Raw genomic sequence first — 19657 nt, 5'->3', positions numbered from 1 at the left:
GGAACTGCCAGTCACCCCTGCCACACGCCCTCTTTGCGCAGATCATCCATGGTCCGCGAAATGCCTTCGCGCAGGATCGCCACCATGTCGTCGATCTGCTCTCGCGTGATGATCAGCGGCGGCGACATCACGCACATGTTGATCAGCGGCCGGACCAGGAGGCCGAGTTCGTGGCAATGCGCGTCGATGCGCTTGCCGACATCCTTGTCGAGCTGCAGCGGATCCTTGCTTTCGCGGTCGGCTACGCACTCGACGCAGCCCATCAGGCCCATGCCGCGGACTTCGCCAACCAGCGGCAGTTCCTCCAGCGTCTTCAACTGCGCCTGGAAATAGGGCGCGACATCGCGCGTGTGGGCCAGCACGCTGTCTTCCAGGATATCCAGGTTCTTCAGCGCCACCGCGCAGCCGATGGGATGACTGGTATAGGTCAGGCCATGGCCGAACATCGCATCGGGATGGTTGGAACGGCGCATTTCCTGAAGCAGCCGCTCCGAGATGATGACGCCGCCAAGCGGGAAATAGCCTGATGTAACGCCCTTGGCGAAGGTGATCATGTCGGGGTCGATGCCGAAGCCATCGCCGGAGGCAAAGACATGGCCGAGCCGCCCGAAGCCGGTCACCACCTCATCGGAGATATAGAGGATATCGTTGTCCCTGCAGATTTCGCGAATGCGCTTGAGATAGCCATCCGGCGGCACCACGACGCCGCCGGATGCCTGCACCGGTTCGCCGACGAAAGCACCGATCTTCTCTGCGCCGACGCGGGCGACCGCATCGCGAAACTGATCGACCAGGAAATCGCAGAAGGCGGCGATGTCAATGCCTTTCGGCCGCCGGAACGGGTCTGGCGAGGACAGTTTGACGACCAGATCGTCGGCGCCGTCCATCCAGTCGCGGTCGCGCGGCCGGCCGTTGAGCGAGGCCGACAGATAGGTCGAGCCGTGATAGGCGCCGCCGCGGCTGAGGATCAGCTTCTTTTCCGGCCGCCCGCGCACATTGTTGTAGAACTGCATGAAGCGCAGTGCCGTCTCGACAGCCGACGATCCGCCGGTGGTGAAGAAGGTATGGCTGAGATCGCCCGGCGCATGATCGGCGAGGCGCTTGGCGAGCTCGGCCGACGGCGCATTCATCGTATACCAGGGCGTGTTGTAGGACAGCATCATCGCCTGGTCGTACATCGCCCTGGCCAGCTCCTCGCGGCGGTGGCCGACATTGATGCACCACATGCCGGCCGGCCCGTCGATCAGTCGCTTGCCTGTTACATCGGTGATGTAGATGCCATCGCCCTCGCCAATCAGCGCACGCGCTTCATTGCCGACCGAGCCGGCATAAGGCCAGGGCTGGATGAGATGGCGCTTGGCCAGCTCGACCGCATCGCCACCGTCAGCCATTTCCATCGCTCTTAGGTCTCTTGCAGCCGCCATCATTGCCTCGCATCGTCTGAGCGTAATTTCACCGGACAGAAAGCGAAGCGCCAAGGGCAGGAAAGCCGGCCTTCTTCACTTAATTTTGAATGTCCGTTCAATCAATATTACAGAAATAGCGCTTGATTTCAATGCACGGATGGGCTCATGATGAAAGAAAGCCGGCAAGCTTGGAGCGCAACCAGCAAAGCGCGCTCCGCAAAAATTGGGAACAGGCAGCCGGCCCGGTCAATGGGAGCATCATGGCGGAACAGTTCGAGCCAGCAACCGAGATCACGCCCGGGTCGCTGCAATGACGGTAGCTGCCGAAGGGGTGCCCACGCGACGCATGACGCGAGCAAGGCGAAACGCCCTTCTGCAGTCCGAATCAGTCCAGGGCCTTGCCCTGATCAGCCCGACCTTGGTCTACGCTTTGATCCTGCTGCTGGTGCCGATCCTGGTGGTCTTCGCCCACTCCTTCTGGACGCAGAACTACCTCACCATCGACCATACATTCACGCTGGAGAATTATCGCATCGCGCTGACCGAGCCGATCTACCGCGATCTTCTGTGGCGCTCGCTCTACATTTCGCTGACGGTGAGCTTTTTCACCGTCATCCTCGCCTATCCGATCGCCTATTTCATCTCGTTCCATGGCGGTCGCCACAAGAGCCTGTGGCTGTTCCTGATTACCATCCCGTTCTGGACCAGCTATCTCCTGCGCGTGATGTCATGGAAAGTCATCCTCGGCTATAATGGCGTGCTGAATTCCGGCCTGATGGGCCTCGGCATCATCGACGAACCATCGACCGCGCTACTCTACAATTCCAGCGCCGTCATCATCACGCTCACACACGCCTGGGCGGCCTTCGCCATCCTGCCGATCTTCGTTTCGCTCGAGAAGGTCGACCGCACCTTGGTCGAGGCTGCCACCGATCTTGGCGACGGCCCGCTGCGCTCCTTCCTGCGCGTGACGCTGCCGCTGTCGGCGCCGGGCGTCATCTCGGCCGCTCTCATCGTCATGATCCCCACCGTCGGCGACTACGTCACCCCAAGGCTGGTCGGCGGCAAGGATGGCGTGATGATCGCCAATGCCATCGAGTCGCAGTTCCATAAGGCCTCCAACTGGCCACTCGGCGCGGCATTGTCCGTGACCACCATGCTGGTCGTGACGCTGATGGCGGGCGCCACCGTGCTCATCATCCGCGCGCTGCAGAGGCTGGCGCGATGACGGCGAGGCGGCGCCTTTTTCCCGGCGGCTGGCTGTCCGCCTACGCCTTCCTCTACGTCGTCTTTCTCTATCTGCCGGTGATCTTCCTGCCGATCTTCTCGATCAACACCGCGCCGACGCCAAAATTTCCTCTCACCGGCTATACGCTGAAATGGTACCAAGACCTGCCGAAGACGCCGGCGCTGCTTGACGCCGCCTGGAACAGCCTGATCGTCGGTATCTCGGCATCGGTGCTGGCGACGCTGCTCGGCATCCTCGCCGCCCGCTCGATCACCCGCTACCGCTATCCCGGCCGCCGCACAATCAATGGCCTGATCATGGCGCCGCTGGTGCTGCCGGAAATAATCCTCGCCATCTCCATGCTGCTGGTCATGCTGCAACTGGGCTTAAGCCTTTCGCTGTTCACCGTCGTACTCGGCCATGTCCTGATCTGCATTCCCTATTCGATGACGGTGCTGACCGCCGGTTTCGAGGGCTTCGACCGCGGCCTCGAAGAAGCCTCCGCCGATCTCGGCGAGAGTGCCTTCGGCACCTTCCGGCGGGTGACGCTGCCGATGGTGGCGCCGGCGATCATTTCCAGCCTCCTGGTCTGCTTCACCATCTCGCTCGACGAGTTCGTCATCGCTTTCTTCCTGACCGGCACCGAGACGACGCTGCCGATCTATATCTGGGGCCAGTTGCGCTTTGCCGCCAAGCTGCCGGGTGTGTTGGCGCTGGGCACGCTGCTGCTGGTTGCCTCTTTCGTTTTGATGACCGTTGCCGAGATCCTGCGCCGCCATGCGGCCAGACGCACCCAGAGCGAGGGAGGCCTCTATGCCTGAGCAGTCCCGGGCCGAACGGCCTCAGGATGAGCCATCCAAGCAAGATAAGTCCGAGCGGGCCCAATCTGATCGACCCCAAACCGACCGAGCAATGATCGAAATCCGCAGCGTTACCCGCAGCTATGGGGCGTTCAAGGCGCTCGACGACGCCTCGCTGACCATCAAGGAGGGCGAGTTCTTTTCGCTGCTCGGCCCTTCCGGCTGCGGCAAGACCACGCTGCTGCGCATGATTGCCGGTTTCGACAACCCGACCAGCGGCTCGATCTCGGTCGGCGGCCAGTCGATGGAAGGCATCCCCGCCAACCGCCGGCCGACCAACATGGTATTCCAGAGTTATGCCATCTTCCCGCATCTCAATGTCGAGCAGAATGTCGCCTATGGGCTGAAACGGCTCAGGCTGGGAGGAACGGAAGAAAAGCGCCGCGTCGAGGAAGCGCTGGCGCAGGTGTCGCTCACCGGCCTCGGCAAACGCCTCGCCACCGAGCTTTCCGGCGGCCAGCGCCAGCGCGTGGCGCTCGCCCGCGCCTTGGTGATGCGGCCCAAGGTGCTGCTGCTCGACGAGCCGCTGTCGGCTCTCGACAAGAAATTGCGCGAGCAGATGCAGCTCGAACTGCGCCGCCTGCAGCAGGCGGTCGGCATCACCTTCGTGCTGGTCACCCATGACCAGTATGAGGCGCTCGCTATGTCCGACCGCATCGCCGTAATGTTCGGCGGCAAGATCGCCCAGGTCGCCTCGCCCAAGGAAATCTACCAGCGGCCGGTCAACCGCCAGGTCGCCGATTTCCTCGGCGGCATGAATTTCGTAAAAGCGCAGATCGTCGAGGAGAGCAGCGCCTCGCTGGTCGTCGACACGCTGGGCTTCGGCCGGGTCAGGACCGACAAGCCGAAGGCCTTCATGCGCAATGGCGGCGGCACCACGCTGGGCATCAGGCCGGAGCGATTGCGCGTGCTGTGGGACAACGCGACGGCGAAATTCGAAGTGGCCGGCAAGGTGGTCGAACGCCACTATTTTGGCGAGATCACCCATCTCATCGTCGAGATACCCGGATTGGAAAAGCCACTGTCGGTCACCGAGACCAACGACTTCGGCGCCGACGATATCCCCGTCGGCACTTCGATCCGCCTCGGCTACGATCCGGAGGCCTTGGTGGCGATGGCGGACTGAGCATGATCCCGAAAAGTGGAAACCGGATTCGGAATAAGATCATGCTCCACTAAGAATTTTAAGTTCCGTCGCGATCTGTTTGGCTGCGATCCGCCCCATCACGATGGCGCCTTCGACATAGCCCGGGAATGACGGCGACAGTTCCGACGATGCGAAATGAACAGGATCTGCGCCGGCACGGATCGTGCGCTCGGCATCCCGTGCCGTCACATCGACAATAAGGTCGCTGTAGGCGCCGCCGCTCCAGCGGTCATCGATCCAGTCCCGCTGGCTGAAATCGATAATATCGGCCGCCTCCGGGCCAAGGGCATCAACGAGCCTTGCCGTGACCTCCGCACGCAGCGCCGCGTCCGCGAGCGGACGCCAACGCAACGCCAGTGGTCCGCCGACGAAGACGACCAGCGCGGCATGTTGCGCATCCTTGCTGGCGTCACAGGCGAACAGGCCCGGCAGGTCGCGCCACATCACCATGCCGCACAGGTCGCGCTCGCGCCAGAACGGCGTGGGATAGCGCACCAGGATCTTGATCACCGCACCGCTTTCCCAGACGCCGAGCGCCTTTGCGAGAGCCGGCGGCAGAGCGGGCGCGAAATCCAGCTTCGCGGCCGTCGCCGGCGGCAGCGCGACCAGCACTTTTCGCGCTTCGATGGCGCTGCTTGCCGAGACGGCACGAACCCCTTGCGGCCCGTGCTCGATGCGCGTAACCGGCTCGTTCAGCCAAACCCTGTCGCCGAGATCTCCCGCCATGTCCTCGGCCAGCGACTGCATGGTTTCGAGCAGCGAATATTGCAGCTCGGGCACCTCGTTGGTGATGCGGCGGTCATTGTCGATGAGGTACCACAGCGGCACCTTGTCCATCGCCAGGCACCACAGGCCTTCGATCATCGAGCGGAAAGCCGTCTTGGCGTCAGTGGGATCATGCTGGCGTTCGAGCCAGGCGGCAGCGCTCATGCCGGCGATCGAGGGATCGTCCGGCTCGATCGCATTCATCCGCTCGCGGATTGCCATCGCGCCATGATAGGACCGTTCGGCCTCTTCGACCGACAGCGATGGATGGGTGATGAAATCGCCATTCACATAGGTTTCGACGAAGGCCTTGCCACGGGACGCGGCCAGCGCCGTCACCTCCGGCATGTCTTCGCAGAAAAACTGGCCGCCGCTGTCGATGCGCTCGCCAAGCCCGTTGCGAATAGCCTCGACCCTGCCGCCGACGCGGTCGCGTGCTTCGAGCAGCACGACATCGATGCCGGCCTTTCTCAGCTCAAGCGCAGCCGACAGGCCGGTGAAACCGGCGCCGACGATGACGACATCGGTTCTTTCAATCCTGTCGCTCAATAGCCGGCCTTGATCTTCTCGAATTCCGTGACCATGCGCTGCTTGAGCTCAGGCGGCACCGGCTGCTGGAACAGCGTCCTGTCCAAGAACTTGTCGAGATTGTCGAAGCCACGGTCGCTCAGCACCTGATGGTCGATCGCGGCCATCCCGGCGCTGTTGCCGTGGCCGTAGCCGAAGGTCTTGACCAAGTAATCGGACACGGCATGCGCGTTGACCGCACTGAGGAAATCATAGGCCTGATCGAGCTTGCCCGGCGCATCCTTCATCAGCACATAGCCGCACACCCAGGTGGATATGCCTTCCCTGGTGTCGCGGTTCATGGCGATCGGCATGCCTTGGCCCTTGAGCGTCACGAAGGTCTCATTCCAGCCCCAGACGAGGTCGACCTCATTGCCGGTAAAGGCCTGGTTGAGGTCGGTGTCGTCGGTCCAGTAAAAGCGGATGTTCTTGTGGACGTCACGCAGGAAGGCGGACGCCTCCTGGAACTGCGCGTCGGTCATCTTGGTCCAGTCCTTGAGGCCGATGACCAGGCTGGCCAGCGCATAGGCGTCATCGACATTGTCGCCGATGGTGACGCGGCCCTTGAATTTGGGATCGGCGAAAATCTTCAGCGACTGCGCTTCCTCCGCGGTGACCTTGTCGGTGCGGTAGAGCAGCGAAGTGTTGCCCCAGTCGAACGGCATGAACCAGGCCTTGCCGTCGGCGGTGACGGCGAGATCCTTCATCGCCATGATGCCGGGATTGAGATCCTTCCAGCCGGCGATCCGCGAGGTGTCGAGCGGTTGCAGAATGCCGGCCGCGCGCCACTTGGTCACGCTTTGCGAGCAGGGGTGGGCGATGTCGGCCTTGAAGCCGGCGCGCATCTTCTGGAACGCTTCCTCCTCGTCGCCGAAGAAAGCAAAGGTCGGCTCGGCGCCGTATTTGGCGGTGTAGTCGGGGTGCAGCAACGGATCTTCATAGCCTGACCAGTCGAACACGACGAGGTCGCCGCCGCCTTCGGCATAAGCAAGCACGGCGCCAGCGCCGACTGTAAGAGCAGCGGCAAGGGCGAGGCGGCGAAGCATGGAATTCATGGCGCGAAACTCCTCATCGCGAAAAGCGGCCGGGCGACGTTACGGAATTTCAGCGGCCTTGGCGAGACCGTCTGCCCGGCGCACTGACAGGCAGACGGAGGAGGCCGGACAGAGCTTTAGTAGCCTGCCTTGATCTTCTCGAATTCGGCGATCATCTTGAGCTTGAGCGACGACGGCACGGGCGATTGGAACAGGGTCTTGTCGACGAATTTCTGCACGTCGTCATAGCCCTTTTCTTTCAGGATCGCCGGGTCGACGCCGGCCATGCCCTTGGCGTTGGCCTGGCCATAACCCCAGTCCTTGACCAGCACCTTGGCGGTCTCGGGATCGTTGATCGCGTTGAGGTAGTCATAGGCCTTGTCGACATTGCCGGGTGCGTCCTTGAACAGCACGTAGCCGCAGACCCAGGTCGAGATGCCTTCGTCCGTATCCTTCTTGGACTTGATCGGCACACCGGCAGCGACGGATTGTACCGTGGCATCGTTCCATGCCCAGGCGAGATCGACCTCGCCGCCGCTCAGCAACTGCACGACGTCGGTGGTATCGGTCCAGTAGGAGCGGACATTTTTGTGCACCTGACGCAGGAAGTCGGAAGCCTGCTTGAACTGGTTGTCCGTCATCTTGGTCCAGTCCTTAAGCCCGATGGCAAGGCTGGCCAGCGCATAGGCGTCGTCGACATTGTCGCCGATTGAGACCCGCCCCTTGAACTTGGGATCGGCGAAGGCCTTCAGCGACTGCACATCCTTCGCGTCGATCTTGTCGGAGTTGTAGGTGAGCTGGGTGTTGCCCCAGTCCCACGGCATGAACCAGGCCTTGCCGTCCGAAGTGGTGGCCAGATCCTTCATCGCCATGATGCCGGGATTGAGATCCTTCCAGCCGGTGATCTTCGAGGTGTCGAGCGGCTGCAGCAGCCCCGCCTCACGCCACTTTGTCACGCTCTGCGAGCAGGGATGGCCAAGATCGGCCTTGAAACCGGAGCGCACTTTCTCGAAGGCTTCGTCCTCGTCGCCGAAGAAGGCGAAGGTCGGCGAGTCGCCGTTCTTCTCGACATATTTGGGGTGGAAGCTCGGGTCCTCATAGCCGGACCAGTCGAACACGATCAGGTCCTTGTCGGCGGCGACCGCAATCGCCGCAGCCGAACCAGCCAGCGTCGCCGTCAGCGCCAATGTCAGTGTCAGGCGTCGGGTTATTCTTTTCATGCTGTTCCATCCTCTTTGTCATTGCATTGCCGACTCGACTGGCCGGCTTCTGGTTATCCGTAGTGCTTGGGAAAGGCGGCTGCGAGGAACGCGTTGGCCGCTTGCAGCGCGGTTTCGCGCGTGGTGTCTTCGGTTCCCATCATCAACCGCAGCCACAGGCCTTCCAACATGGCTGACAGCGCCAGCGCCATCACCTGCGGCTCATAGGCATAGCCGCCGCTCTGCTTGAGCGTCGCGCAGAGGTCGATGAAGACCTGCTGGTAATATGCGTCGCGGGAACTGCTCAGCGCCTGATAGACCGGCCGCGACTTGGCCTCGCCCCAGAAAGCGAGCCAAGCGGCGAGCTTGCGCTTGTTGCAGATCGAGCGGTCGAAGTCGGCCCAAACCAGAATCTGCAATTGGCGGGCTGGGTCATCACCGGCTTTCCGCAGGGCAGCACGCCAATGTGCCGAATACTCGTCATACATATACTGCAGGGTGGCGATCAGCAGCTTCTCTTTGCTCTCGAAATGAAAGTTGACGATGCCGCGCGACAGGCCGGCGCCATCGGCGACATCGGCCATCGTCGTCTCCGCGTAGCCGCGCTTGGCCAGCGAATCGATGGTCGCTTCGATCAGCTGCTGTTGCCTGACCTCCTTCGACGCCTTGCGGCCGCGTTTTTCCGGTTCGGTTTCTCCAGACGTGTCGGAGGATCGCTCTTCGCGCGCAGCTTTCATCGGTGCCGTCATGCTCCACATTGCCGGCTATCCCACGACAGCCGGCTTCCACCCGCGAAGATGAGTGGGACGGTGCTCGCCACTGTCAAGCACCTTCTTCATGGCCTCCCAGGTCTTGATGTTCTTGTCGATATAGGCCGCTCCGACCGCGGCTGCCGCCGTCTCGTAGAGCGGGCCTTTCAGCCTTTCCAGCTCGCCGCGCGCGACCTTGCGATACCAAGAATTGCGGTCTCTGACGGCGATCGGCAAAGCCGGCGCTGCGCATCGCTTGCGCATAGCGTGCCGGCGAGGCCATGGCGAAGGACAGGCCTTCGGCCGCGACATAGGCCTTCATCTCAGATGACGGCTCGCCGTCATGGCCGATCAGCCAGTCGGAGGCGGCAAAGACGCCGCCCGGTTTCAGCACGCGGAAGATTTCGGCAAACAGCGCGTCCTTGTCGGGCACATGCAAAAGCGCGTCCTTGGAGAACACAACATCGAAGGCGCCATCGGTGAAAGGCAGCGCTCCGGGCGGCGCCTGGACGAAGCTGGCGCGGTCTGAAAGCCCTCGTACAGCAGCCCGCTTTCTGGCCGCCTCGATCACCGGCCGCTCGATGTCGAAGCCGGTGGCATGAGCAGCACCGTGGCGCTCCACCAGATGCAGCGCGATGCCGCCGGAGCCGCAGCCGATGTCGAGGATCGTCTTGCCCCTGAGCGACAGCCCTTCGACCACCCGGTCGACCTCGTCTGGTCCGCCCGGCGACAGATAGCCCTCGCCCCACAGCGCCTCGAGGAAGCGGATCGCGGCGTCGTCATATTCCGGCTCGCCATCTGCCGTTTCGATCATCAGACCTTAAGTCCCGTCAGCCGAATTGCGCAGGTTCGAATGCCGGCAAAGCGTAGCGTATTAACAGGAAAACGCAATATCATTTGTTGAACATTCATTCAGAATGGCTGGACAGAATAGCCGCTGCCGTGCCAAATTCCGCGCATTCGGCGACAAATCACGCGAAAATGAAGGGTCGAGCACCATGAAGGCTGGGCGCGAATGAAAGCTTGGGATGCGATCGTCATCGGCGGCGGACACAACGGCCTGGTCAACGCCTGCTATTTGCAACGCGCCGGGCTCGACGTGCTGGTGGTGGAAAAGAACGACTGGGTCGGCGGCGCCGCCACCAGCCGCGAGCTGACGCCGGGCTTCCTCTACTCCAACTGCTCCTATGTCTGCTCGCTGTTTCGCCCCGAGATCATGCGCGACCTCGAACTGCCGCGTTTCGGCTTGCAGGTTATTTCCTATGAGGGCGGCGCCGTGTTCACCCGCGACGGCGACTACCTCGCCAACTACCGTGACCACGATGCGCACCGGCGCGAATTCGCCCGCTTCTCCAGGCGCGACGCGGAGGCCTATGACCGCTATTCGCGCGACGTGACGCGGCAGTGCCGTTTCATCCAGCCGCTGCTGATGCGCACCGCACCGGACCCGGCCAGTCTCAAGCCGCGCGACCTCGGAGAGCTTCTCTATCTCGGCAAGAAATTCGTCGGCCTGTCATCAGAAGAAATGGCGCTGACGCTGCGCTTCTGGACCATGTCGATCTCGGAATTCCTCGACGAATATTTTGAGACCGATGTCATCAAGGCGAACTTCGCTTTGTCCGGCATTATCGGTACCGCGCTCGGGCCGATGTCGCCCGGCACAGCCTACGTGCTGCTGCACCATTATATGGGTGAGGTCGACGGCTCGGTCGGCGCCTGGGGCTATGCGCGCGGCGGCATGGGCGCCGTCACCAAGGCGCTCGCCGCTTCCTTCAAGGCGTCCGGCGGCGCTATCCGCACCGGCGCCGAGGTCGACCATGTGCTGGTGAGCCGAGGCAAGGCCAAGGGCGTGGTGCTGGCCGGCGGCGAGGAGGTCTACGGCAAGCTCGTCGTCTCCAACGCCGACGTCAAACGCACATTCCTGAAACTGGTCGAGGAGAAGGAACTGCCCGACATTTTCCTGCGGCGGGTCAGGAACTTCAAGATCCGCGGCTCCTCCGGCAAGGTCAACATCGCGCTGGATTCTCTGCCGGAATTCCCGGCACTGCCGAAGGATTCACCCGTTTATCGCGGCGACATGCATTTCACCGATTCCATGGAGCGCATGGAGCGCGCCTATGACGACTGGAAGGTCGGTCGCTGGTCGGCCGACCCATTCCTCGACATGGTCATCCCAACGACGCTCGACCCGACCATGGCGCCGCCGGGCAAGCATTTCATGAGCTGCTTCGTGCAGTACGCACCGCCCAAGGTGAAGGGCCGGGACTGGACCGATGCCGACCGCGACGGTTTCGCTGAAAGCGTGGTTGCGCAGATCGCGGAATACTCGCCAGGCTTCCGCGACCGCATCGTCCATATGGAGGTGCGCACGCCGCGCGAGATCGAAGCCGAGGTCGGCCTCACCGAAGGCAACATCTTTCAGGGCGAGCTGACCTTCGACCAGTTGCTGTTCAACCGGCCGGTGCCGGGCTACGCACAATACCGCTCGCCGGTCGGCGGGCTCTATATGTGCGGCTCCTCGACACATCCCGGCGGCGGCGTCATGGGCGCACCCGGCCGCAATGCGGCAGCCGAGATCCTGCGCGACCTCGCCAAATCGACCTCCCATATGAGCCCGGCCCATGACGTCATTTGATGCCATTATCATTGGCGGTGGCCACAACGGCCTTGTCGCTGCCGCCACTCTAGCGAAAGCCGGCCGCAAGGTGCTGGTGCTGGAAGCGGCCGGCGATGTCGGCGGCGCGGCGCGCACCGAAGAGTTTGCGCCGGGTTTTCGGGTCTCCTCGATCGCGCATGTGCTGAACCGCCTGCACCCCGACGTGGTGAAGACATTGGAGCTGGAGAAACACGGGCTGCAGGTCACCCGTACAGACTTCATGCCGTCAGTCGCCTTGGCGAAGGACGGCCCGCCGCTTGTCCTGCATGGCGCCTATGGCGAAGTGCTGACCGGCTCCACTCCGTCCGAGCAGTCCGCCTGGAAGGAATTGCGCGCGCAACTCATGCGCTATGCCGGCATCCTGAAACCGTTCCTGTCGCGGCGCCCGCCCGATCTCGGTGGCATGTCGCTGCTTGAAACCGCAGCGCTCGGCCAGACGGCCGTGGCGCTGAAAAAGCTCGGCAAGGAAGACATGCGCGACTTCCTGCGCGTTCTCCTGATGAACGTCGCCGACCTGCTCGACGAGCAGCTTGCCGATATCAGGCTGAAGGGCCTGCTTGCCTTCGACGCCACGCTTGGTAGCCACCTCGGCCCGCGTTCGCCGACCTCCCTGCTCGGCCTCTACTATCGGCTGGCCGGCGAGACCGGCGGCAAAACCGGCGCGCAGATGCTGCCGAAAGGTGGGATGGGTGCAGTCGTCGCCACGATCCGCGCGGCGGCGGAGAAAGCCGGCGTCACCGTCCGCACGGCAGCGCCCGCGGCCAGGATAGTCGTCGAGAAAGGGCGCGCCCTCGGCGTGACCCTCGACGGCGGCGAGGTGCTGCACGCCAGAACGATCGTTTCCGCCATCAACCCGGCGACCACAATGCTCGATCTCGTCGGCCCGCGCGAGATCGACACGGGTTTCGTGCGCAAGGTAAAGAACATCCGCATGAGGGGCGACGCGGCGAAGCTCCATCTGGCGCTCGATCGGCCACCGCAATTTTCCGGCGTCGACGCCGATAATCACAAGGGCCGTCTGGTTATCGCGCCCTCGCCCGACCATGTCGAGCGCGCCTTCAACCCGTCGAAATATGGCGAGTTCTCAGCCGAACCGGTGATGGAGATCACACTGCCGTCGCTCTCCGACCCGTCGCTCGCGCCAAGCGGCGCCTGTGTACTGTCGGCTGTCGTGCAATACGCGCCTTATGCGCTGAAAGAGGGTTGGGACGCCGGCAAGCCGAAATTCCTCAGAGCTGTTATGGCGCAGCTCGAAGCCTACGCCCCCGGTATCGGCAAGTCCGTGCTGCATGCCGAGCTTTTGACGCCAGCCGATATCGAAGCCAACTACCGCATGCCGGGGGGCCATTGGCACCACGGCGAATTGCAGGCCGACCAGATGTTGATGTCGCGGCCGGTCTCCGGCTGGTCGGGCTACGACACGCCGATCGAGGGGCTGTTCCTGGCCGGCGCCGGTTCGCATCCAGGCGGCGGCGTTTCGGGTGCTCCCGGTTTGAATGCGGCGCGGCGCATCATCGCGATGAAGGGATGATCGGATGTTTCAGCCAGTCAACGCCGCACTTTACGGCGAAGGAATGCCGTCATGACGAGTCCGATCAACAACGCCGCCCGCACCACAGCGCAGTCGCATTTCCGCACACTGCGTCTCGGCACGCCGTTCCAGCCGCGCATCGATGCGCTGGCCAGAACTCAGGACTGGTACAATTGGGCCGGCTATCGCGCGCCGCATTCGCTGTGGGACGAGGAACTCGAATATTTCGCCATCCGCAGCCAGGCGGCTTTGTTCGACATCTCGCCGATGACCAAATACCGCATCGAGGGGCCGGATGCCGAAGCCTTCCTCGATCGCGTCACGCTGCGCGATGTCACCAAGCTGAAACCGGGCCGCGTCCACTACACCGCATGGTGCGACGACGAAGGTTTTGTCCTCGATGACGGCACGCTGTTCCGGCTGTCACCGACCCGCTTCCGCCTGTGTTCGCAGGAGCGGCACCTGCCTTGGCTGCTCGACAGCGCCATCGGTTTCGAAGTGACCGTCGAAGAAGAGACTGAAAGCGTCGCTGGTCTCGCTCTGCAAGGCCCAACCTCCTTCGCCGTGCTGCGCGAGGCCGGCTTTGCCGGCGTTGAAAAACTCAAAGTGTTCGATCTCGCCGAGTTCCCGCATGACGGTAGCACCGTCACCATCTCACGCACCGGCTTCACCGGCGATCTCGGCTACGAACTGTTCGTGCCGGCCGAAAAAGCGCTCAGCCTCTGGGACCGCCTGATGACGGCAGGCGAACTGCGCGGCATCCGCGCCATCGGCTACGCCGCCCTCAACCGCGCCCGGCTGGAAGCCGGCCTCATCGTCGCCAATGCCGACTTCACCACCGCCGAGCATGCCATTCGCGCCGACCGTCTGCGCATGCCGGACGACATCGGTCTCGGCTTTATGGTCGATTTGGGAAAAGGCCATTTCAATGGCCGCCGCGCCATGCTCGAAGCGCGCGCCAAACGCAAGCTGCGCCACATGCTGGTCGGGCTGGAGATCGAAGGCAACATCCCGGCCGAGCACGCCATCGTCTACCACAAGAAGCATCAGGAGGTCGGGCTGGTCAGCGCCGCCATCTGGTCGCCGATGGCCAAGCGCAATATCGCCATCGCCTCGCTGACGCGTCCCTATGGTGATACGATGGTGGAAGACCTCTGGGTCGAGATCTACGCCATGCGCGAGTTGCAGTACCAGAAGCTGATGAAGCGGGCCAAGGTGGTGGCCCGTCCTTTCATCAAGCTCGACCGCCGCACCGCCAATCCGCCGGCGGATTTCTGATCATGGCCGACGAACCGGATGATGAGACGGAAGCCGCCGAACAGTGGCAGCTGGTCAACACGCCGCTCGGCGAAAAATGGTCGGGTCGTACCCGCTATGCCGCCGCCATGTACTTCTACAAGCGCGGCGAAATGAGCGCCGAGACGCTCGAAGTCTACCGCATCTGCGCGCGGCTGGACTGGGAGAACCCGCTGCCGATGATCAGGGATCGCGGCGGCCAGGATTGGCTGAAGCGCATGGGCGCTTAAGCCTCAGCCTATGGTTCTTTCGAGAACGCTCAGCCAGTTGCGATAGGCTATCTTCTCGATCAACGCGCGTCCGAAACCGCGCGCGGCCAGCGCATCTATCAGCTTCGGCAGACCGGCAACGTCGCCGATGACGGCCGGAATCATCGCCCCGTCGAAATCGGAGCCGAGACCGACGCCGTCCTCGCCCAGCGCCTGCAGCAGCGAGTCGACATGGCGCACCATGATGTCGAGGCTAGTGTCCGAATTCATCCGTCCGTCTTCACGCAGGAAGCCGGTGGCGAAGTTGAGCCCGACCATGCCGCCGGTCTCGCGGATAGCGCCGAGCTGCCAGTCCGTCAGGTTGCGCGAATGGGTGCACAGCGCATGCACGTTCGAATGGGTGGCGACCAGCGGCGCATCGCTGAGTGCGGCGACATCGCGAAAGCCCTTTTCGTTGAGATGCGACAGGTCGATCATGATCTTGAGCTGATTGCAGGCCTTGACCAGCGCCTTGCCGGCATCGGTCAGCCCCGGTCCAGTATCGGGCGACGACGGGAAGCGGAACGGGACGCCATGGCCGAAGGCGTTGGGGCGGCTCCAGACAATGCCGAGCGAGCGCAGGCCGGCTTCGTAGAGCACGTCGAGCAAGGTAAGTTCGGGATCGATCGCCTCGACGCCTTCAATATGAAACACCGCCGCGATCGAACCTTTCGCCATCGCCTCGCGAATGTCACCGGCACTGCGGCAGACTGTCAGCGCGCCCGCGCGCTCCAGCCGAAACAGGATCGAGGCCATGCCGATGGTGGAATTGAGCGCATCAGCGCGCGGCAGTTCCGGCGGCAATGGCTCATTGTCGCTCGGCGCCGGCGGCACCGCAGCACGTTTGCTCTTCTCGACCGGCGGTGGAAAGATCGCGAACATGCCGCCGGCAAAGCCGCCCTTCTTGGCGCGCGGCAGGTCTATATGACCGCCCTGCGTCCCCTCGATGAACAGCTTTTCGACGTCTGTGTCTTTCGACTGGTACAGTCGCAGCAGCGTGTCGTTGTGGCCGTCGAAGACGGGGACGAGATCGGGTTCGGTCATCAGGAAGCCATTCGGTCAATTGGCAGGAGCGGACGAACCGCGGCGAACTGTGTACTTAGGCAAGAAGGCCGAACTGCGCAAATGCCAGAGAGGCGTTCGCTCTTGTGGCTGAGCGACTCCGACCACCTGCCGGGTCCCCGCTGCTTCGCAGCGTCCCGGCGTTCGCCGGCCTTTCATCGTGCCACTGGCACGATGAATTCGCCTTCGGCGACCGGCAACTCACCCCACAAGGGGAGAAGGGAAAAAGGTCTATTGCTTCAGCACATCCGCCCATTCCGGATGGCGGCGGAACTGGGCGTTGGCGAAGGGGCAGAGCGGGATGATCTTCTTGCCCACTGCCCGCGCGTCCTCGACGGCGCGTGTGACAAGCCGAAGGCCGGCGCCCTGGCCGCGAAACACGTCCGGCACTTCGGTGTGATCGATGATGATCTGGTGCTCGCCGACCTTGGTGAAGGTCATTTCCGCCTCGGCGCCGCCGGGTCCGCGCAGCACATAACGTCCCTTCGAGCCGCGGTCCTCGAGTTCGATCTCAGGCAATTCGTCAGGCATCGCTTGCTCCTTCAACCGGCGCATCGGCAAAAAGCCGCCTCGCCGCTTCGATCTCGTTTGGTCGAATTTCGTGGCCGCCATCGTGCCACTCCACTGTGACATCGGCGCCATTGGCGCGCAAATAGGCCTCCAGCCGGGATGTCAGGTTGGGCGGGCAGATCGGGTCGCGCTTGCCGGCGGTGACCAGGATGCGGCGTCCGGCAAGGCTGCCCTGCACCTGCGGTTCGAACGGGATCAGCGGGTGCATCAGCACCGCCGCATCGAACAGCTCGGGCGCGGCGAACATTACGGACGCCAGGATGTTGGCGCCGTTGGAATAGCCGAGACCCAAGACCGAAGATGGCCTTGCCGCTGCCACCTGCGCCTTGATGAAACCGGCCATCTTGGCGGTCGCCCGCGCGAGGTCGTCCATGTCGTAGACGCCCTCGCCGGTGCGGCGGAAGAAACGCGCCGCACCATGCTCGGAAACATCGCCGCGCGGCGATACGATCGTCGCCTGTGGCGCGAGGTCGCGCCCGAGCGACAGCAGCTGGCTCTCGTCCGCGCCGGTGCCGTGAAAGACGAAGAGCAGCGGGCCGCCGGGCGAACCCGGCAGCGCCTTATGGATGTAAGCTTCCTTGCTCATCGTCTCAGCCTTCCAGCTTCTGCAGATGCTCTTCAAGATAGGGCCGCAGATGCTGGTGCTGCGTCGGCAGTTTCAGGGCTTCGCCGAGATGGGCGGTGTCCTCGTCGCGGTCGAAGCCCGGCTCATTGGTGGCGACTTCGAACAGCACGCCGCCCGGCGTTCGGAAGTAGATCGCCCAGAAATAGTCGCGGTCGATCACCGGCGTCACGCCATAACCCGTATCGATCAGCGCCTTGCGCACTTCGAGCTGCTGGGCGCGGTTCTCCACCGCGAAGGCGACATGGTGGACCGAGCCGGCGCCGAGATTGGCAAAGCCCGCGGTAGGAAGCGATTCGATATCGACGACATCAGCGCCGTTGCCGTTCTTGATGGCGAGCCGGCTGACACTGCCGGACTTGTCCACTTGCTCATAGCCCATGAACTTCAACAGCTCTTCCGTGGCGCCACCATCCTTCAATCTGAGCGAGACCGAGTGGAAGCCGCGTATCGCCTCATCAGCGGGAATGCCGCCTTTCAACCATGGCGCGCGGCTGTCCGCCTTGTCTTCGACCAGCGCGAAACCGTCGCCGTCGGGACCGGCGAAGGCCAGCCGCTTCTCGCCGAACGTCTCTTCGCGGGAGACACCCGCAACGCCTTCATCGGCGAAGCGCTTTTCCCAATAGCCGAGCGTGCCGGCCGGCACCGAATAGGCCGTGGTACCGACTTCCCCGACGCCATGGCGGCCCCTGGCAATGTCCGGGAACGGAAAATAGGTCATCACCGAGCCGGGCGTACCGTGCTCGTCACCATAATAGAGGTGATAGACATCTGGCGCGTCGAAGTTGACGGTCTTCTTGACCCGGCGCAGGCCGAGCTTGTGCGTGAAGAAATTATTGTTCTGGCGCGCATCGCCGGCCATCGACGTCACGTGATGCAGGCCCTTGATCTGGTCGAGCATTGTCTTGCTCCTTCCCTTCGGTTTGCGGCTCTTGCCGCTGTCCACGCCTATATGAGGGGCCGCCTGGCAATGGCAAAGGCGGCAAACTCAGAATGGACTGTATCCCAATAGTGAACAGCAGGAAATTTTCGTTCACCATTTAAGCAAGACTGACAGGCTTGCGCTGCCGCCAAATTCCGGTTCATTGAACGTCTTCCCGACGTGACAGGATAGAGCATTGGCCGCGAAAAGCAGACGCCCGAACATCCTATTGATCTCCTGCGACCAATGGCGGGGCGATTGCCTGTCGGCTGCCGGCCATGCCGTGGTGAAGACGCCGAATGCCGATGCGCTCGCCGCCGGAGGCGTCCTTTTCATGCGGCATTACGGCGGCGCGGCGCCCTGCTCGCCGGCCCGCGCGTGCCTCTACACCGGCCTCTACCAGATGAACAATCGCGTCTGCCGCAACGGCACGCCGCTCGACGCCCGCCACGGCAACATGGCGCTTTCGGCCCGCGCCCTCGGCTATGATCCGACTTTGTTCGGCTACACCGACGTCTCGCCCGATCCGCGCACGATGGCGCCGGGCGATCCCCGGCTGAAAAGCTATGAGGGCGTGCTGCCCGGCTTCAGCGTTCGCCAGTTCCTGCCTGAGCATCAGAAACCATGGCTGTCATGGCTGAAGGCACGTGGCGTCGACACCAGCGCGGGCTCTCCCGGCATTCACCGCCCCGTAGGCGGGGAAGCGGGCGACGCCGTGACCAGCGCGCCGCCTGTCTATTCCAGGGACGAGACGCCGACCGCTTTTCTTGCCGGCGAATTCATTCGCTGGCTGGACGAACAGGATTCGCCATGGTTCGCGCATGTCTCCTTCATCAGCCCGCATCCGCCCTTTGTCGTACCGCGGCCCTACAACACGCTGTATGATCCGGCGGACGGACCGCCCTTCCGCCATGTCGAGACTTGGCAGGCCGAGGCGCAAAGGCATCCCTATCTGGCTTACGACCTTGGTCGCCAGAAGCGGAGAAGCTTCCGCCCCGGCACCGACGGCCACGTGCGCGACTGGGGCGACGACAACATCCGGGCCATCCGCGCGATCTATTACGGCATGATCTCGGAGGTCGACGCGCAGCTTGGCCGCATCTGGCAAGCGATCAAGACGGCGAATGCATGGGATGACACCATCATCGTGCTGACTTCGGACCACGCCGAGATGATGGGCGACCATTTCATGCTGGGCAAAGGCGGCTTCTTCGACGGCAGCTATCACATCCCATTGATCGTGCGCGACCCGCGTCACGGCAATGCAGCCGGCTCGACCGTCAACCACTTCACCGAGGCCGTCGACATCTTCCCGACCTTGCTCGATCTGCTGGACACCGACGCCCAGCTGCATCTCGACGGCCGCTCGCTAAAACCGTTCCTGCAAGATGAACCGCCTAAGGATTGGCGCGACGCGGCGCATTGGGAGTTCGACTTCCGCTCGATTGCCAGCGGTGAGGCCGAACGGCATTTCGGCATCGGCTCGCGCCAGTGCAACCTCGCCGTCATCCGTACGGAAAAATTCAAATACGTGCATTTCGGCGGCGGCCTGCCGCCGCTGCTCTTCGACATGCAGAAGGATCCGGGCGAACTGGCCAACGTTGCCGCCGACCCGGCCTATCTCAGCGTGCGGCTTGAATTTGCCGAGCGACTGCTTGCCTGGCGCGCCGAGCATCTTGACCAGTCGTTGGCGCTTGCAGAGCTGACGGACGAAGGGGTGGTGGATATGTGGTAGGCAGTAGGCAGTAGGCAGTAGGCAGTAGGCAGTAGAATGTTCTGGCGGCCTGATGCCTAG

General features: G+C 63.0%; 18 protein-coding genes. 8 read left to right on the top strand and 10 right to left on the bottom strand.

Annotated features, from left to right (window positions below; genetic code table 11):
- Window positions 1-11: 11 nt before the first annotated feature.
- Window positions 12-1424 carry an aminotransferase gene (locus tag NKK50_RS05155; RefSeq protein ID WP_352543155.1) on the bottom strand — a complete coding sequence of 471 codons (1413 nt, stop codon included), beginning with the start codon at window positions 1422-1424 and terminating at the stop codon, window positions 12-14.
- Between the two features lie 292 nt (window positions 1425-1716).
- Between NKK50_RS05155 and NKK50_RS05150 the strand changes: the two genes are divergently transcribed.
- The 3 genes from NKK50_RS05150 (at window position 1717) to NKK50_RS05140 (ending at window position 4620) form a co-directional block, all read left to right on the top strand.
- Window positions 1717-2634 carry an ABC transporter permease gene (locus NKK50_RS05150; protein WP_023701363.1) on the top strand — a complete coding sequence of 306 codons (918 nt, stop codon included), beginning with the start codon at window positions 1717-1719 and terminating at the stop codon, window positions 2632-2634.
- Complete coding sequence (locus tag NKK50_RS05145) at window positions 2631-3455, top strand: ABC transporter permease (protein WP_352543154.1); 825 nt, start codon at window positions 2631-2633, stop codon at window positions 3453-3455. Before NKK50_RS05150 ends, NKK50_RS05145 begins: the two co-directional genes overlap by 4 nt.
- Window positions 3456-3546: 91 nt before the next feature.
- On the top strand, window positions 3547-4620 hold the full coding sequence (locus NKK50_RS05140; RefSeq protein ID WP_352543153.1) for an ABC transporter ATP-binding protein: 1074 nt from the start codon (window positions 3547-3549) through the stop codon (window positions 4618-4620).
- Window positions 4621-4659: 39 nt separating this feature from the next.
- On the opposite strand, the gene NKK50_RS05135 is transcribed toward NKK50_RS05140, so the two are convergent.
- The 5 genes from NKK50_RS05135 to NKK50_RS05115 form a co-directional block, all read right to left on the bottom strand.
- Window positions 4660-5955 (bottom strand): flavin monoamine oxidase family protein, encoded by a 1296-nt coding sequence (locus tag NKK50_RS05135; protein WP_352543152.1) that lies wholly within the window; start codon window positions 5953-5955, stop codon window positions 4660-4662.
- Window positions 5952-7028: an extracellular solute-binding protein gene (locus NKK50_RS05130; RefSeq protein ID WP_023835005.1), complete on the bottom strand. Its 1077-nt coding sequence runs from the start codon at window positions 7026-7028 to the stop codon at window positions 5952-5954. Before NKK50_RS05130 ends, NKK50_RS05135 begins: the two co-directional genes overlap by 4 nt.
- 116 nt (window positions 7029-7144) lie before the next feature.
- Entirely contained in the window at window positions 7145-8227 is a 1083-nt protein-coding gene (locus NKK50_RS05125) for an ABC transporter substrate-binding protein (RefSeq protein ID WP_023748364.1), read from the bottom strand.
- A gap of 53 nt (window positions 8228-8280) precedes the next feature.
- On the bottom strand, window positions 8281-8943 hold the full coding sequence (betI, locus tag NKK50_RS05120) for a transcriptional regulator BetI (RefSeq protein ID WP_023711681.1): 663 nt from the start codon (window positions 8941-8943) through the stop codon (window positions 8281-8283).
- Window positions 8944-9028: 85 nt separating this feature from the next.
- Complete coding sequence (locus NKK50_RS05115; protein ID WP_245274204.1) at window positions 9029-9769, bottom strand: class I SAM-dependent methyltransferase; 741 nt, start codon at window positions 9767-9769, stop codon at window positions 9029-9031.
- A 201-nt stretch (window positions 9770-9970) separates the two neighbouring features.
- Here NKK50_RS05115 and NKK50_RS05110 point away from each other — a divergent pair, with 201 nt between their 5' ends.
- The 4 genes from NKK50_RS05110 to NKK50_RS05095 are packed head-to-tail and all read left to right on the top strand — an operon-like array spanning window position 9971 to window position 14668.
- Window positions 9971-11590: a phytoene desaturase family protein gene (locus NKK50_RS05110; RefSeq protein ID WP_023835004.1), complete on the top strand. Its 1620-nt coding sequence runs from the start codon at window positions 9971-9973 to the stop codon at window positions 11588-11590.
- The gene (locus NKK50_RS05105; protein WP_023835003.1) at window positions 11577-13142 is read left to right on the top strand and encodes a phytoene desaturase family protein; all 1566 of its coding nucleotides are present in this window, start codon (window positions 11577-11579) and stop codon (window positions 13140-13142) included. Before NKK50_RS05110 ends, NKK50_RS05105 begins: the two co-directional genes overlap by 14 nt.
- Before the next feature lie 51 nt (window positions 13143-13193).
- Window positions 13194-14420, top strand: a complete 1227-nt coding sequence (locus NKK50_RS05100) for an aminomethyl transferase family protein (RefSeq protein WP_352543151.1) — start codon at window positions 13194-13196, stop codon at window positions 14418-14420.
- A 2-nt stretch (window positions 14421-14422) separates the two neighbouring features.
- The gene (locus tag NKK50_RS05095; protein ID WP_023690115.1) at window positions 14423-14668 is read left to right on the top strand and encodes a hypothetical protein; all 246 of its coding nucleotides are present in this window, start codon (window positions 14423-14425) and stop codon (window positions 14666-14668) included.
- 3 nt (window positions 14669-14671) lie between these two features.
- Here the strand turns inward: NKK50_RS05095 and NKK50_RS05090 are convergent, their stop codons facing one another.
- The 4 genes from NKK50_RS05090 to NKK50_RS05075 form a co-directional block, all read right to left on the bottom strand.
- Window positions 14672-15730 (bottom strand): dipeptidase, encoded by a 1059-nt coding sequence (locus tag NKK50_RS05090; protein WP_023690114.1) that lies wholly within the window; start codon window positions 15728-15730, stop codon window positions 14672-14674.
- A 249-nt stretch (window positions 15731-15979) separates the two neighbouring features.
- Window positions 15980-16279 carry a GNAT family N-acetyltransferase gene (locus NKK50_RS05085; RefSeq protein ID WP_023683956.1) on the bottom strand — a complete coding sequence of 100 codons (300 nt, stop codon included), beginning with the start codon at window positions 16277-16279 and terminating at the stop codon, window positions 15980-15982.
- Window positions 16272-16904 carry an alpha/beta hydrolase gene (locus tag NKK50_RS05080; protein WP_023683957.1) on the bottom strand — a complete coding sequence of 211 codons (633 nt, stop codon included), beginning with the start codon at window positions 16902-16904 and terminating at the stop codon, window positions 16272-16274. Before NKK50_RS05080 ends, NKK50_RS05085 begins: the two co-directional genes overlap by 8 nt.
- Window positions 16905-16908: 4 nt before the next feature.
- Entirely contained in the window at window positions 16909-17841 is a 933-nt protein-coding gene (locus tag NKK50_RS05075) for a VOC family protein (RefSeq protein WP_023724468.1), read from the bottom strand.
- A 217-nt stretch (window positions 17842-18058) separates the two neighbouring features.
- Here NKK50_RS05075 and NKK50_RS05070 point away from each other — a divergent pair, with 217 nt between their 5' ends.
- Entirely contained in the window at window positions 18059-19597 is a 1539-nt protein-coding gene (locus tag NKK50_RS05070; RefSeq protein WP_352543150.1) for an alkaline phosphatase family protein, read from the top strand.
- Window positions 19598-19657: the final 60 nt, after the last annotated feature.

It is taken from the genome of Mesorhizobium sp. M0001, from assembly GCF_040324255.1.
Classification (GTDB): Bacteria; Pseudomonadota; Alphaproteobacteria; order Rhizobiales; family Rhizobiaceae; genus Mesorhizobium.
Note: the sequence above shows the minus strand (reverse complement) of the source record. Positions and strands in the feature narration are given on the sequence as shown.